General features: G+C 31.7%; 16 protein-coding genes. 5 read left to right on the top strand and 11 right to left on the bottom strand.

Translation table 11 applies throughout. From position 1 onward, the window contains the following. Nucleotides 1–98 precede the first annotated feature (98 nt). From LQU93_RS01240 to LQU93_RS01210, 7 genes are all read right to left on the bottom strand, one after another. Entirely contained in the window at nt 99–752 is a 654-nt protein-coding gene (locus tag LQU93_RS01240) for a hypothetical protein (RefSeq protein ID WP_229932071.1), read from the bottom strand. 84 nt (nt 753–836) lie between these two features. After that, nucleotides 837–1,460: a relaxase/mobilization nuclease domain-containing protein gene (locus LQU93_RS01235; protein ID WP_229932070.1), complete on the bottom strand. Its 624-nt coding sequence runs from the start codon at nt 1,458–1,460 to the stop codon at nt 837–839. Then, nucleotides 1,460–1,654: a plasmid mobilization relaxosome protein MobC gene (gene mobC, locus LQU93_RS01230; RefSeq protein WP_472843491.1), complete on the bottom strand. Its 195-nt coding sequence runs from the start codon at nt 1,652–1,654 to the stop codon at nt 1,460–1,462. The genes LQU93_RS01235 and mobC overlap by 1 nt, the downstream gene beginning before the upstream one ends. A gap of 452 nt (nt 1,655–2,106) precedes the next feature. After that, nucleotides 2,107–2,553, bottom strand: a complete 447-nt coding sequence (locus LQU93_RS01225) for a hypothetical protein (protein ID WP_229932069.1) — start codon at nt 2,551–2,553, stop codon at nt 2,107–2,109. A gap of 181 nt (nt 2,554–2,734) precedes the next feature. Next, entirely contained in the window at nt 2,735–3,187 is a 453-nt protein-coding gene (locus tag LQU93_RS01220) for an AAA family ATPase (protein ID WP_229932068.1), read from the bottom strand. 218 nt (nt 3,188–3,405) lie between these two features. Then, complete coding sequence (locus LQU93_RS01215; RefSeq protein ID WP_229932067.1) at nt 3,406–3,771, bottom strand: N-terminal phage integrase SAM-like domain-containing protein; 366 nt, start codon at nt 3,769–3,771, stop codon at nt 3,406–3,408. A gap of 181 nt (nt 3,772–3,952) precedes the next feature. Then, on the bottom strand, nt 3,953–4,129 hold the full coding sequence (locus LQU93_RS01210) for a hypothetical protein (RefSeq protein WP_229932066.1): 177 nt from the start codon (nt 4,127–4,129) through the stop codon (nt 3,953–3,955). A 177-nt stretch (nt 4,130–4,306) separates the two neighbouring features. Between LQU93_RS01210 and LQU93_RS01205 the strand changes: the two genes are divergently transcribed. Beyond that, complete coding sequence (locus tag LQU93_RS01205; protein ID WP_229932065.1) at nt 4,307–4,882, top strand: helix-turn-helix domain-containing protein; 576 nt, start codon at nt 4,307–4,309, stop codon at nt 4,880–4,882. A gap of 91 nt (nt 4,883–4,973) precedes the next feature. Here the strand turns inward: LQU93_RS01205 and LQU93_RS10140 are convergent, their stop codons facing one another. From LQU93_RS10140 to nhaD, 3 genes are read right to left on the bottom strand one after another with little or no spacing between them, the layout of a single operon-like run. Further along, a complete protein-coding gene (locus tag LQU93_RS10140) occupies nt 4,974–5,432 on the bottom strand; it encodes a hypothetical protein (protein ID WP_229932064.1) in 459 nt (152 codons plus the stop codon). Nucleotides 5,433–5,470: 38 nt separating this feature from the next. Next, a complete protein-coding gene (gene guaA, locus LQU93_RS01195; protein WP_229932063.1) occupies nt 5,471–7,006 on the bottom strand; it encodes a glutamine-hydrolyzing GMP synthase in 1,536 nt (511 codons plus the stop codon). Then, entirely contained in the window at nt 7,006–8,376 is a 1,371-nt protein-coding gene (gene nhaD, locus LQU93_RS01190) for a sodium:proton antiporter NhaD (RefSeq protein ID WP_229932062.1), read from the bottom strand. The genes guaA and nhaD overlap by 1 nt, the downstream gene beginning before the upstream one ends. A gap of 188 nt (nt 8,377–8,564) precedes the next feature. Between nhaD and LQU93_RS01185 the strand changes: the two genes are divergently transcribed. From LQU93_RS01185 to LQU93_RS10010, 4 genes are read left to right on the top strand one after another with little or no spacing between them, the layout of a single operon-like run. Further along, complete coding sequence (locus tag LQU93_RS01185; RefSeq protein WP_229932061.1) at nt 8,565–9,032, top strand: hypothetical protein; 468 nt, start codon at nt 8,565–8,567, stop codon at nt 9,030–9,032. Beyond that, nucleotides 9,019–10,824: an excinuclease ABC subunit UvrC gene (gene uvrC, locus LQU93_RS01180; protein WP_229932060.1), complete on the top strand. Its 1,806-nt coding sequence runs from the start codon at nt 9,019–9,021 to the stop codon at nt 10,822–10,824. Before LQU93_RS01185 ends, uvrC begins: the two co-directional genes overlap by 14 nt. Then, the gene (locus LQU93_RS01175; RefSeq protein ID WP_229932059.1) at nt 10,821–11,564 is read left to right on the top strand and encodes a hypothetical protein; all 744 of its coding nucleotides are present in this window, start codon (nt 10,821–10,823) and stop codon (nt 11,562–11,564) included. Before uvrC ends, LQU93_RS01175 begins: the two co-directional genes overlap by 4 nt. Then, nucleotides 11,561–14,404: a response regulator gene (locus LQU93_RS10010; RefSeq protein WP_336245561.1), complete on the top strand. Its 2,844-nt coding sequence runs from the start codon at nt 11,561–11,563 to the stop codon at nt 14,402–14,404. Before LQU93_RS01175 ends, LQU93_RS10010 begins: the two co-directional genes overlap by 4 nt. Here LQU93_RS10010 and pyrF read toward each other — a convergent pair. After that, nucleotides 14,393–15,070 carry an orotidine-5'-phosphate decarboxylase gene (pyrF, locus tag LQU93_RS01165; protein WP_336245560.1) on the bottom strand — a complete coding sequence of 226 codons (678 nt, stop codon included), beginning with the start codon at nt 15,068–15,070 and terminating at the stop codon, nt 14,393–14,395. The two genes, LQU93_RS10010 and pyrF, sit on opposite strands and share 12 nt — an antisense overlap. Nucleotides 15,071–15,073: the final 3 nt, after the last annotated feature.

Raw genomic sequence — 15,073 nt, 5'->3', positions numbered from 1 at the left:
CCATGAATTTATCTCTCATTTTCTTTCGATATTTTATTCTTTTCCTTAGAATTTGCCCTTTCTTCACTTCTATGTTTCCTAATTGCACCAATAACTGATTACTTTTTCTCTGTTTTATCCTTACCAAGATACTCATTCATATTATTTTTTAAATGCTCCAATTCATCATATTGTGCTACTAATGAATTATGTTTCTTGATTATCTCCTCTTGTTTAGCTTGTAATTCTTTAGAATGCTCGTTTAATCTCCTAAAAAGATTTTTACTTGATTTTTTCTTCAATCCTTCTAATACAATATCTTTCAAATGCGGAAATTGCTTAAGAAAAATATCTATTTCCTCATAGGATTTCTGATAGGCTTCTATATCTTTTCGGTTCATCATCATATAAATTTTATCATTCGGATTTTTGCGATAACCCTGATAATGCTCTCTTTTGCTGATACAGATTTGAATATGCTTAACCATTTCCTTTATCCTCTTTTGTTCCCATGAAAGTTTATCAAATTCTTGTTTCAATTCAATTTTTTGAAATGATATTTTTTGAAATGATATTTTTTGAATTCCTTTTTCCAATGCTTCCATAGAGTTAAATCCTTTATCTCTTATTTTTAACAGAATTTTGGATGCTACTTGCATGTTGGTGTGAACTACCCAATCCTGATTTCCATATTTGGTTTTATCAACAAAATCTCCTATTTCTTTATCCTTATTTCGGATTCTTTCTTTGATTTTTTCTTCGGTATAATTCACTCCAATGGTCTTTGCTCTTGTAAATCTCTGATGATTTTTCTGTTTGAAAGTAATATACTTTCCAAACTTAATTTCATATCTATATTATTCCACTATTTTAAGAAAATGTTCCCAGTTTATTGCTTTTTGAATTACTCTATCCATATCAAATTGAAGTCTTGACTTATAACTTTTACCTTTTTTATCTTCATTCCAGTCATACCAATTCACGAACTTTCTTCGCTTAATCTCGTTGATTTCCCTTTGCGTTTCCAGGTCGATGACAGACAAATTATGCTCCCTACAAAGTTTGTCACTTTGATTTCTGATGTTCATATATGAGCCGTAATAGGAATGATATATCTTACCTTCTTCGACATCAATGGAATTAAAAATGATGTGATTGTGGATATGGTATTTGTCGATATGCGTTGCTAAGACATATTCATATTTTCCCTCTAAAATCTTTTCACAAAGTTCAATTCCTACTTGATGTGCTTCTTCAAAGCTTACTTCTTCCGGAACAAAAGATTGAATCAGATGATGAGCCAACGTCTTTGTTCTTGAGTTAAACTGTTTCTTGGTGAGTTCAAATTCCTTGTAGGCATTTTCTCTGCTGTATAGGTGAGTTGTAACATAGATTTCATTGTCCGTTTTGTCTCCGTTACAGATATAGTCTATGGCTTTTTTAAGTGTTGTTTTAATGGGATGTATCTTTGTAACTGCCATCAGCTTATTACCTTGTTGACGATATAGTCGGAAACTTTTTCTCTAAATTCTGACAAAAAAAGTAGTTCACCTTGCAAAGCTTTCTTAATGCTTTCAATATCATCTTTATAAATAATTCCTGTACTGTTTGCTGCTTTTGCAATTTGATTAAGGTTTGCTGAGTTACGACTTACAAGAGAAGATAATTCCCTCAGTTCTTTTCTGAAGGCTCCGGAAATATCAATACTGATAATTCTGTTCTTAAAATACTGTCCCTATAAAATTCTCTCTTGTTCTTAAAATTGGTCAATGCAAATCTTCGATTTAATTCTTTCATATCTTCTTCGTTAACCATAAAGTGAATGGTATAATTATTTTTACGACTAACTGTCTTTGACATTTTTTATCACTCCTTTCTCATTCGGGGTCTTAGGGTTCTCCCTAAAATTGATTAAGCTGAATTAGCAGCTTACAAGCCTACTTTTTGAGTGTGGTCAAAAAGTATATGCTTACTATCAACATGCAATTCATGATTTTTATAAACTAGTCTTTAACTTGCACAGAAAAAATAGATGTAAATTCTTCAATTACCGTTTGCACCGTTCATACCGCACGACATTCCCTTACACATGAAACATCAAACGATGCGAACGTTCTGAACGGCATTTTAGTAAATTACATCCTCTGAATTATATTTAACTTGATAGTTATTATTGTTTTTCCCTCGCTTCATGGTAATACTTATTCCATTTTTCTTGAGAACTTCTTTGTTCCTGTTTAAGGTCTTACCAAACTGCTGAGGACTTTCAATTTCTAAATTGATTTTGGAACAAATATCTACGATTGTTCCCTCTATTTCTTTTAATCTCGGCATAACCTGTACCAATCTTTGAATAGATGGTTCAAGCATTTCAATAGGATCTATCTTATCAAGCTCTAATATCTTCTTTGACGGATGAATTTTAACCTGATATATCTTTGACTCAAGTAGCCTACTGGTTACATCTAAGCTAAACTCTGTATCAAATTCAGAAGCTTTATTTATAGCTATAATCGTATCTACTGAACCGGATAATGCCTGTGAACCGATGACCTTTTCGCTTACACTTTTCACTGACGAATCTTTTTTTTGTATAATACATCATAATAAATGTGCAACCATACTTGTCTATCAAATAATAGTATTTTGCCATCACTTCATAGGTGTCATTGTAATCATTTGCATTGTATTTTCTGTCATATTTTATTTTGGAAAAAGTATCGACGATAAACACCTCATAGCCTGATTCAACATCTTATTTTATGATTTTTTCAAACTCATCAAAATCCACATAACTTGTGCCTTCATAAAATTTCATAGTACTTGAATAAGGAAGCTCCAACCCTCTAATTCTTTCTTGAATTAGCCTTCCGGAAAGTTCATTGCAATAGTAAACAACTTTTACTTTATTAACTTTATTTTCAAGAAAATCAATTCCTTCGTTTATACAAGTACCAAGATTTGGTCCTAATGCAGTTTTGCCTTTTTTAGAAGAAGCTACAATCAATGTAATGCTTTTTCTTGCAATAATATTGTCTACAATATACTTATCAGAGGCATCAAACTCAGTGTTTATTGTACGAACTGCCTCCCTTGTTTTTCTGTGATAGTTATAATCCCAATAATTCCTTCCGCCAACTTCCTGTGCCTTTTGGATGCTTTGATTTAAGTATTTAATGTAGGCTGTTTCAGTTCTTCTCTTACTCATATCACTGATTTTAGGAATATCTCAAGCATTAAGTCTGCATTGCCGTGTGTAAAGCTGTTCAGGATAAGAAGCAATTAAAAATCGTCTTTGCTTGCATCGCCTGTGGAATATTCTCCTCTAAAAAGCTCTCTGCCTTTGCAATTTGTCATATAGATTGCCTTTAAAATTCCTTCAATATCAGGCACATTACTATCTATATTTTTATAATCGGCGAATTTTTAATATTCCTCTTTAGTCCAAAATAACATTTCCTGTGCCTTTGATTTCCACATCTTAGTAGTTTTATGAGCAGGATTACTTGTTAAGCCATAATACTTATTGGCATGATTAAGAATTGCATTTAGTTGATTCTGAATTGCTCTTAAGTAAGTTTGAGGATATTGTTTTCCCTCACCATCTGACTTTTTAAGCAATTCATTTTGCCATTGTAAAATATCCGGAGCTGTTATTTCAGCTATAGATTTCTTGGCAAAGTATGGTATTATTTTCGCTTCTATAATATGAGCCTTTGTCAAATAAGTGTCGTATTTAATCCTCGGCTTTAAAACACTCAAATAGATTTCAACAAAAGATTCAAATAACATGTTCAAATCTCTTTACTTACTCGCTAAAAACTCCTTTTCATATTTCCAATGCCTCTCTCTTTGTAGCGAATCCACGTTTTGCATGGATTTGTTTTACTCTTTGCCATCAAATAAATTTTCCATGTACCTCTTTCTTTATCCTTGCTTGCTGACACAGCACCACCTCCTACACTTCTTTAGATTATCCATAACAGTTTTCTTCATAAAATTTTCGATTAATATTGTCTGCAATCACTATCAGATTTGGATTGCTCTTTAACATTCTCTCATTTAATTCTTTTATCATTTTGTATGCCTTAGGTTTTGAAACTCCCCAATCTTTGCTGACTTCTTCAGTATCAACATACATTTTTCTCATATTTTTCCTTCTCTCTCGCTATTTGAACTTGCGATATATATTGGTATACTGATTTATATAATATAAGTCAATAGTTATTTCTAATTTTTATCAGAATTTCTCTTTATTTTTAGTATACGATTTGATATAATAAATATAGGAGATTATAATATTAATAATAAAACTGTATCGGAACGATTGAAATATCTTCGTTCTATAAATAAAAAAACACAAAAGGAGTTTGCAGAATTTTTAGGAATACCTCAACCGTCAATGTCTGCTTACGAAAATGGTAAAAATAATCCTACAATAGATGTGCTGATAGATATTGCCAACAAATGCAAAGTATCTTTAGATTGGCTTACCGGAAGAAGTGACTATACTTTAGGTCTTTCAAGCATGAGAGATTTTGTATTATTTATGTATGAACTGGCAATGAAAAAAGAAATCGGATTTGAAATAATTGTGGAAGATAAATTCCCCAATCATGACATTGAAACCGATGAAAATAAATGGAATATTAAGCTTGTGTTCTATGGTAATGATAAAGAAAACGCTTTTAATGCTGACGTATGCAATATTCTAAAAGAATTGTCTGATAATCTGTTTGACTTGAAGTCTTACTCTATTACAAAAGAACAATTTGATTCTATGAAAAATAAGTCTGTAGAATATTATTCTCTCCCATTAACACAGAAAGAGTTTGAGGAACTTTCAAGAGATGAAATTCTAAAAAAGAGAATTGAGTATTTGAAAGAAAATAATTTGCTATAAAAACGGAATCGTTAAAACGACAAAATTTTATAAGTCATGCAGGAGGTATTAAGCTTGAAAAGAGATATGGGCTTATGCAGAAAAATTTTATTTAAAATCTAAGAACAATATATTGATACGGCATTGTCAAATCTTGAGCTAGAAAATTATGATAATTTACAAAATGCTTATCATTGTAAAATTTTAAATGAAGCTGGATTGATAGATTATTATAATGCTCAGTATGCTGATAACTCATTATACTTTTTTCAGTTGGTTCATTAACTTGGGAAAGACGTGATTTTTTAGATAAAATTAGAGAAGATACTACATGGAATAATGTCAAGAAGATAATTAAAGATAAAGCTCTGCCGTTTACATTAGAAGTTGCTAAAACCATCGCCACAGATTTGTTGGCAGTTTCGATGAAAGCAGCATTAAACTTATAAATGATAAAAAACAAAAAAGCAACTAGGATTTTTCTCTTAGTTGCTTTTTGTATTCCTTGAAAATTATTCTTCAGGTGACCAATTTCTAAAATTTGCAAGCATTTCGCAAGCACACCAATCACAAAATGGCTATTTATAAGGCTTTAGAGCCTGTTTTTAACTACTCCCACTCTATCGTAGCAGGTGGTTTTGAGCTAATGTCATAAACAACGCGGTTTATACCACTAACTTCATTTATGATGCGTTTGCTAATATTTTCTAGCACATCATAAGGCAAACGTGAAAAACTAGCCGTCATGCCATCAGTAGCATCAACCACGCGAATACAAACGGCATTTTCATACGTTCGATTATCGCCCATAACGCCAACTGAATTAACATTTAAAAGCACACAAAAAGCTTGCCATGTTTTATCATACCAACCAGTGCTTTTTAACTCATCACGAAGTATAACATCTGCTTTTCTTAGTAAATCAAGGCTAGGTTTATTTACTTCACCCATTATGCGTATAGCAAGACCTGGCCCAGGAAATGGGTGGCGAAACACCAAATCGCGACTAAGACCAAGCTCAAGCCCCAAAGCCCTAACTTCATCTTTGAAAATTTCCTTAAGTGGTTCGATAAGCTCAAATTTCATCCAATCAGGCAAACCACCAACATTATGATGAGATTTGATAGTCTTGCCAGCACCAACAACCGAACTTTCAATAATGTCAGTATATAGTGTGCCTTGAGCAAGGTATTTGACATTTGTATGCTTTTTAGCCTCCATATCAAACACCTCTATAAATGTTTCACCAATTATTTTTCGCTTCGTCTCTGGATCACGCACCCCAGCCAAACGACCTAAAAACAACTCACTAGCATCTATGGTTATTAAATCAACACCAAGACGTGTTTTAAACGTATTTTCAACTTGCTCACGCTCGTTTGTTCTAAGCAAACCATTATCTACAAATACCACAATCAAGTTGTCTTTTATACAATGTGCCAAAAGTGCAGCAACAACAGAGCTATCTACCCCACCACTAACAGCACAAAGCACCTTATCATCGCCAACTTTTTCTTTTATGCGTTTCATTTGCTCTTTTGCAAAACTTCCCATATTCCAAGTGCTTTCACAACCGCAAATATATTTGGCGAAATTTTTAAGTAAAATTTGTCCGTATTCAGAATGATTTACTTCTGGATGAAACTGCATAGCATAAAATTTTCTCTCATCATCACCAAATACACAAAACGGCGAATGCTCACTAACTGCAAGTGCCGTAAATCCATTTGGCAACTCTTCAACAACATCAGAGTGGCTCATCCAAGCCACTTGATTTGTAGGCGTATCCTTAAATAAAACATGCTCTTTGACTATAGTTAGTTCTGCTTTACCATACTCTTTTTTGTTTGCTGCTCTAACATTTGCACCATAAGTATGAGCTAAAAGCTGCATACCATAACATATGCCAAGAAGAGGAATACCTAGCTCAAATACTCCCCTGTCACAAAAATAAGCATCATCAGCATAAACACTCGCAGGACCACCACTTAAAATTATACCTTTTGGAAATTTTGCTTTTATATCGTCAAGCTTTGCATTAAATGGTAAAATTTCAGTATAAAATCCCTGCTCTCTAAGCTTTCTTGCTATTAATTGAGTATATTGAGAACCAAAATCCAAAACTACTATGTCAGATGTTTTCATTAATAAAGTCCCAAAATTTCAAACTGCACATACCAAACTGCAATAGAAACAATATAACCTATAAGTATAGTCCATGCTAATTTCATGTGAGCACCAAATGTGTAAATACCACGCATTTTGCCCATTACACCAACACCAGCAGCCGAACCAAAGCTAATAAGCGAACCACCAATACCAGCCGTAAGTGTCACAAGTAGCCATTGATCAAGGTTCATTTGTGGATTAGCATTTAAGACAGCTGACATTACAGGCACGTTATCAACTACCGCTGAAACAATACCAACTGCAATATTTACAGGAGTTTGTCCCATGCTCTCATAAAGTGCTATTAGATACTCTAAAAATCCTAAGAAGTGTAATGCACCAACAGCTGATAGAATACCAAAGAAGAATATTAATGTATCATTTTCTATTTTTGACATATAGTGAAACACATGTATTGGCTCGTCGTTTTTGTGTGTCTTTTTGTAAAAATATGAATAAATAGCAAGTAGTGAAAAACCAAACATCATGCCATACATAGCTGGTAAATGAAAGAAATTATGTCCTAAAACAGCAGAAGTTATGGTTAAAATTCCAAGTGCTATTATGACTTTGCCACCTGGTTTAATTGTTACTTTTTTCTCTTTTGCGACATCAAAATGAGGTGCACCAACTGGGACATACATAGATAGCAAGAACGCTGTAACAACCCAACCAATTATTGACGCAGGGAAAAGTGAGATAAAGTCAGTAAATGTACCCTTGCCAGCAGCCCATGCCATAAGTGTAGTGATATCACCAAATGGGCTCCATGCACCACCAGCATTTGCAGCAACTACGATATTTATCGCACCAGCTATTAAAAACGCTTTATTTTCTCTATCGATAGTTAAAAGAACTGTTGATAAGATTAAAGCTGTTGTTAGGTTATCAGCCACTGGACTTAAGAAAAACGCAATCACACCAGTTAGCCAAAATAGCTTTTTATATGTGTAGCCTTTTGATACCAAGTTGTATTTTAAAGTATTAAAAACATCTCTTTCAATAAGTGCTTCGATATATGTCATGGCAACCATTAAGAAAAATACAATAGAGGCAACTTCAATAATTAAATGATCAATTTTGCCTTGAAGTGGATGCAAATCCATACCATTTACAACCATGTATATTCCAATGATGAAAAACATCGCTGTGCCAATGAAAATCGCTGGTTTTGCTTTATTTACGTGAAAAACCTCTTCAGCCGCAATAAAAAAGTAACCAACAACAAAAATTACAGCACAAGCTATGCCAACCCATGTTGTCGTCAAGTGAAGCTGCTCATGCGCATCACCACCGCTACCAAAAGCCATCGCAAAGGCAAGGGCTAAAAGACCTAGAAATCTCATACGCTTTCTCCTTTTTAGAAATTTTAAAATCTGGTTATTCTACATAATTTAATCTAAATTTAAAATTTATTTTTATCTTTTTTGAACTCATGCTTATAAACACTGCCATTACTATCAATATAAAATGGATCGTCTTTATAGCCACAACCACTAAGTATAATTAATGTAAAAAATGCTAAAATAGCCATATGAAAGATATTAAAAGTATTATAAAATCGCATATTTATGAAAATCCTTTATATAAAAAAGTATATCACGCCAAACAATGTCGCGACATATTAAATTTACTAGAACGTCGCAAACGAGAACTTATAGTATTTGCTTACGTGCGTGATAACACGATGTTTTTAGCAGTCACTCACCCACTCGCTAAACAAGAACTAAGCCACGATAGTAGTATAAAAATGATAAAAAATCTATTAAAAATGCATATTTTAGCCAACGAAAACTCTATTTTTAAAAATATTACACAAATAGTTGTGTTTGTATTAAAAAACATCAAATTTCAAGCACCAAAAGATCCGTTTGTGACAAACTATCCAAAATTTAAGCAAAAAAGCAAAGGAGAGTTTGTAAATCGTGCAAAAACAGATACAATTTACAACGCATACGAAGAATTAAGGGAAATTTTAAGGAGAAATATTGTTAAGTCTTGAAATAAAAAATCTACCCAATAATCCAGGCGTATATCAATATTTTGATGCAAATTCAAGACTTTTGTATGTTGGAAAAGCTAAAATTTTAAAAAATCGCGTTAAAAGCTACTTTATATTCACGCCAAAACTCTCGCCAAGTCCGCGACTAAGCCCAAGAATTGCTAAAATGATAAGCGAGACAACACACATTGAATACATCATAACCCCAACAGAAGCCGACGCTTTAATCCTTGAAAATTCATTCATAAAACAGCTCAAGCCAAAATACAACATACTCCTTAGGGATGACAAAACCTATCCTTATATTTATATTGATTTAAGTCAAAATTTTCCAAGATTTGACATAACAAGAAAAATTATAAAAGGCGATAAAATACGTTATTTTGGTCCATTTTTTAGTGGTTGCAAAGAGCTACTTGATGCCATTTATCTAAATCATAAATTAATTCAAAAACAAAACTGTTTGAAAAATAAAAAATCATGCATGTTTTATCAAATAAAACGCTGTCTTGCACCTTGCGAAAGTAAAATTTCCAAACAAGAATATGCAAAAATAGTAAATCAGGCGATAAAATCACTGCAAAATCCAAATATTTTAATACCAAGACTACAAGAGCTAATGCAAACTTATGCAAAAAATTTAAACTTCGAACAAGCCGCTAAAGTAAGAGATCAAATAAATACCATAAGCTTACTTGATACTAAAATCGAAGTTGATATCGCAAAGCTTGAAAATTTTGAAATGTTTGCCATAGCCTCGCATCATGATATATATTGTGTGGTTAGATTTAGCATAAATAGTGGAAAAATAAGTGGTGTAAAAAGCGAAATAATAAAATCACGCGAAATTTCAAGCAATGAAAAAAATGAAATCTATAAGCAATTTATACTTGATAGTTTCAGTATCGATACGCCTTTTACAAGTACAAAATTATACACACTTGATGAATTTGACGACAGCAAGCTTGTATCTGAAATTTTAACTTCCAGACATGGCAAAAAATTTAGCATACAAACGCCAAAAATAGGAGAAAAACTTCGCATAGCAAATATCGCAAGACAAAATGCCGAACTTAGCATACAAAGACACTTAAGCAACAATAACGAGAGCTTTTATTATGAATTTGCCAAATATTTCTCGCTATCTCATGTCCCATTTAGCGTAGAGTGTTTTGACAATTCTCATCTGTTTGGCGAAGCATCAGTTGCAGCTATGATAAGATACGAAAATGGCGAATTTATCAAAGAAAAGTATAGGCACATGCACTTAGATAGCAAAAACGACTATGAACAAATGCGTGAAAGCTTAAGCATGAGAGCAATGAGATTTGACAAACTAAATCCACCTGATTTATGGGTAATTGATGGCGGTAAAGCATTGCTTGATTTGGCACACGATATCATAAAATCAAGTGGTGCAAACATCGATGTAATCGCAATCTCAAAAGAAAAAATAAATGCTTTAGCACATCGTGCAAAAGGCAGTGCAAAAGATAAAATTTACACGCTAAATGCGACTTTTAGCCTTGACACAAATGACAAAAAATTACAATTTTTACAAAAACTACGTGACGAGGCACATAGATTTGCCATAAGTTTTCATCAAAAAACAAGACGAAAAAACGATATGCAAAGCTCAAAGTTAAAATCACTCGGTATATCAGATGCAAGCATTGCAAAATTAGTAAAATTTTATGGAAATTTTGATAAAATCCATCAAGCTTCATACGATGAAATTGCAAAGCTTACAAACAAAAGCGTAGCTGATAAACTATTTAAGGATAAGAATTGATACTTTATGATAAAAATTACAATTTAATCGGAATAGGCAAAAAAGTACTTAAAATTTTAGGCTACAAAAATTTTGAAGAATTTACATCATTTCACAACGATATAGACGATGTAACAATAAGCTATAGCGGAAAAGATAGTGGCACAAAACTTATACAAAGCGTTCTTAATGGCAAAATTTCTGGCGAAATGGTAAAAATTAAAACAAAAGAAAACAAAACACTAATAGTAATCGCCAAAGCACTACAAATACAAAAGAAATTTGATGATGTGTTTTATGAGTTGGACTTAAATATCCAAGATGCAATAGATAATAATTTAACAAAAAGCGTCTCTTTGCCAGAACTTAGACTTCCGATTTTACAAGGCATTAAACAAAAACAGATACAAAATGTAACTAGATCAAATCAGCTAAATTATGAAGTTCTTGAAAAGGCTAAAAATTTGCTAGGACTAGAGATGAAAGAGTATAAAGAGTATGTTGAGATATTTTTACAGGGTTGTAAAAAGGCGGAAATATCCATGCAAAATGCAATTATTACAAACAACATACAAGCCATAAAAAACATCATTGCAAAACTAAAAGAACCAGCCATAAACCTACATCTAACACCAGTAGTTAAGGTTTTTAACGAAATATTAAACTCAAATAGTAATGATATAAATATTCATTTGTTGCACACACAAGAAATTTTAAGCAACCTTCAAAATACCCTTAAACGCTATCAGGATATATTATGAAAATCAACAAAAGCACAATTTTACTACCAATAGTTCTTGCAATGCTTATATGTGTTTATAATATCTACATACACTCGCACAACATATATAACTCAAGTCAAATTCTTAATACACTAAAAGAACAAGAGTTATTAAAAAATATAATAAGAAGCATAATAGCAGAAATTACCACGGCACCAACAAGTCCAAATTTAAAGCAAATCCAAGCAAATACCGATGAATATATAAAAAAAATAAACGAATCAAACACAGATAACAAAAGTATATTTTTGTCTTCGCATGTAAAAAAACTGCGTGATACCATCATAGACAATACACAAGAAAGCAATGGCGTTAGCACTTTTATAACATTTTATATAGACATCATAAACTCAATTAATCAAAATTACATAACATATATTGACAATGAACTACTCAATATCAACACAAAAGCATACATATTGGGACTAAAAGTAATGTATGATGATATGATAGAAATAAATAAAAATCGAGAATATATTCAAAAAGCAATAATAAACAAAGAGCGTGTATATAAAGACAATGCCTTAAAATGGCTTGACTTTGACACGCTAGACAAGCACAATATATTATTTTTACTAAACAACGAAACACAAGAGCGTGTAAATGAATATACTCAAAATGCAAATGATTACAAAAAAATAATAAACAAATCACAAAAATTACATAACACAATACACAAACTAGAAACCGAATGGATAACAGAAGATGAATTGTCTTCTTTATCTATAATGCAGCGAGAAAAATTTATATTTATGCTTGAAATTTCTAATATTTTAGAGTCTGAACTATTTATACACTGCAAAGAAGCCTTAAGTAAATCTCAATTAATTTTAGTAATTTATATATTTATATTTACATTAAGCACCATAACGCTATTTAAAACATCACGCATCATAAAAATCAATCAAAATATTATAGAAGCACTAAATAAAGCAAAAGAACAACTAAACATAAAAAATCAAAAAGATACACCAGTAAAAAGTATAATACGCATCAAACAAGCATATGATGCTTTAAGTGAAGCACTCAAAAACGCAACAATATACAAAAATATAAAAAACGACTATTTAAGCAAGGTTTTAAAGGTTACAGAAAATGAAAACGAAGAAAGACTGCAAAACATTGCTTATCTACGTAAAACCGCACTAAACTACGAACAAGTAAGAGCCATAAATATGCTACAAGAAAGCCAAGCAAAAAATTTAGCAAATTTAAAGACCTTAGAAAGCGTTTTGGCTCTTGAGAGTAAAAAACTTCAACTAAATGAAAAAGTTTTTGATCCGCAAGAGCTTTTTAGCAAAGCATTACAAAGTGTAGCAGACGACATCACAAAAAAAGAGATAAACTACATCACATATATCGATACAAAAATAAATAAAAATCTCATAAGCGATAGTAGTAAGATTGTTTTTATATTATCAAATTTACTAAATTGTGCGATATATCAATGCAACCAGTATTCAAAACTTAGCGTTGAAATAAAACAAAAAATAACATTTTTAAGTGCAGATGTAACAAGTATAGAATTTATCATCCAAAACGATGCCGATACAGAAATAGCGCATGAACCTAAAAACAAACTATTTAGCATCAAGGATGAATATGTGTCTTTTTGGCTATCAATAATAGACATACATTTAAAATTATTTAAATCAAATTTAGTAATTCAAACAATAAAAAATGTCGGAAATATGTTTAGCTTTGAATTGCTGCTTAAAAATGGTGATAAAATTGAATACTTAAAGGATTTAAATTTTAAAAAATCGATTGCTTTTTTTGAAGATATAAACAAAGATTACAATAAAAATGTGATACAAACTTTAAGTGATTTTAATATTAAAGCCGACATATACACAAACCTGAACCAACTAAACACATCAAAATCGTATGATATGGTTTTAACTAGACGTATTAGTGAAAATATGCTAAATATTCCAAATTTAATACAAATAAAAGACCCCATCACGCCAGTAAAGATACTGAGCTACCTACAAAGCACACCATCAAACAACAATACAATGTTTTTAAACTCTAGCAGACCACATATATTAGTCTTAGAAGACAATAGCATAAATTTACAAATCATAAAACATGCCTTTGAAGATTATAATGTAGATATCGTATCCATATACGAATATAGAAGCTTATTAGAAATTACAAAAAAACGAAAATTTGACATTGTCTTAATGGATACAGCTTTGCCAAACATAGACACAATGCAAATCGCAAAACAATTTAAAGCAAATGACATAGGCAAACATACACCACTAATAGCCATGCTATCAAACACAAGTGAAATTTCAGCAAAGGATGCACTAGTAGTCTTTGATGATTATATTAAAAAGCCATATAACAAACTAGAATTAAAACGCATACTTAGTAGTTTCATACCAAATCTGCAAACATATCTAAAAGAAAACAACATACACATAAGATCAAAAAATATTCTTTTATATCACAAAACGTCATTAGAAAATAAAATATTTGCCGATGCTATCAATGAACTTGATAGCCATTTATATACAGCACAAGACATAAATGATTTTAGCAGACATCTTGATAATACGATATTTGGACTAGTATTTATAGATGATAGCGTCAAAGATTTCAACATTAGACGCATCTTAGAAAACATAGAAAAATCACGTGTAATGTTTGGCGTAAATACAAAATTATTTATTTTTAGCAACAAGCCACAATCTGATTTTAGCATCAAGCACTACGTTAAGGTCTTGTCTCCAAATATCAACAAAACGATTCTAAGCTCTATCGTAAAGCAAGAATTACAAATAAACAATAAAAACAAATTAGATAGTTGATAAAATTTTATCTACTATCTTGCTTGGGTTGTTGTCTTTGTATATCGGACGCCCAACTACGATAAAATCGCTTAGCTCACGTTTTGCCATTTGCAGATTAGCAACCCTGCTTTGGTCGTTACTTGACTCACCAAAAGGTCTAATTCCAGGCGTAAGCGTGATAAATTCACTACTTGTATTTTGCTTTATAATTTTGCTTTCATACACCGAACAAACCATACCATCAAGTCCAGCCTTATAAGAACTTACACTAAGCTTCTTAACGGCATGATCTATATTTTGATTATATACAGCAAAAAACTCATCATCATTAAAGCTAGTAAGTGCCGATACAGCCAAAACAAGAGGGCGTTTGCTTAAAGAATTTAGTCGCTGCATAACATTTTGCATAGCAACAAATCCAGCACTAGCATGTATATTTATCATATCTACATTTAGTTTAGCCAAAACCTCGCAAGCGTCAGCCATTGTATTTGGTATATCATAAATTTTTAAGTCCAAAAAAATTTTAAAATCAAGCTCTTTTAGTTTGTTTATAAAATCAACTCCATCACGCAAATATGCCCTAAGCCCTACTTTTAGCCAAACATCACGACCAACTAGTTGCTTAGCAAGACTTAAATTTTCATCCTTGCTAGCCAAATCCAACGCAACACATAATTTCACAAA

Source organism: Campylobacter majalis (assembly GCF_905120465.1).
Classification (GTDB): Bacteria; Campylobacterota; Campylobacteria; order Campylobacterales; family Campylobacteraceae; genus Campylobacter_A; species Campylobacter_A majalis.
Note: the sequence above shows the minus strand (reverse complement) of the source record. Positions and strands in the feature narration are given on the sequence as shown.

Excerpts from the sequence above, each read along its gene's own strand:
- LQU93_RS01185 (WP_229932061.1), top strand. The coding sequence starts at position 8,565 with ATGAAAGATATTAAAAGTATTATAAAATCGCATATTTATGAAAATCCT.
- LQU93_RS01235 (WP_229932070.1), bottom strand. The coding sequence starts at position 1,460 with ATGGCAGTTACAAAGATACATCCCATTAAAACAACACTTAAAAAAGCC.
- LQU93_RS01215 (WP_229932067.1), bottom strand. The coding sequence starts at position 3,771 with ATGTTATTTGAATCTTTTGTTGAAATCTATTTGAGTGTTTTAAAGCCG.
- LQU93_RS01220 (WP_229932068.1), bottom strand. The coding sequence starts at position 3,187 with ATGAGTAAGAGAAGAACTGAAACAGCCTACATTAAATACTTAAATCAA.
- LQU93_RS10010 (WP_336245561.1), top strand. The coding sequence starts at position 11,561 with ATGAAAATCAACAAAAGCACAATTTTACTACCAATAGTTCTTGCAATG.
- LQU93_RS01210 (WP_229932066.1), bottom strand. The coding sequence starts at position 4,129 with ATGAGAAAAATGTATGTTGATACTGAAGAAGTCAGCAAAGATTGGGGA.
- guaA (WP_229932063.1), bottom strand. The coding sequence starts at position 7,006 with ATGAAAACATCTGACATAGTAGTTTTGGATTTTGGTTCTCAATATACT.
- nhaD (WP_229932062.1), bottom strand. The coding sequence starts at position 8,376 with ATGAGATTTCTAGGTCTTTTAGCCCTTGCCTTTGCGATGGCTTTTGGT.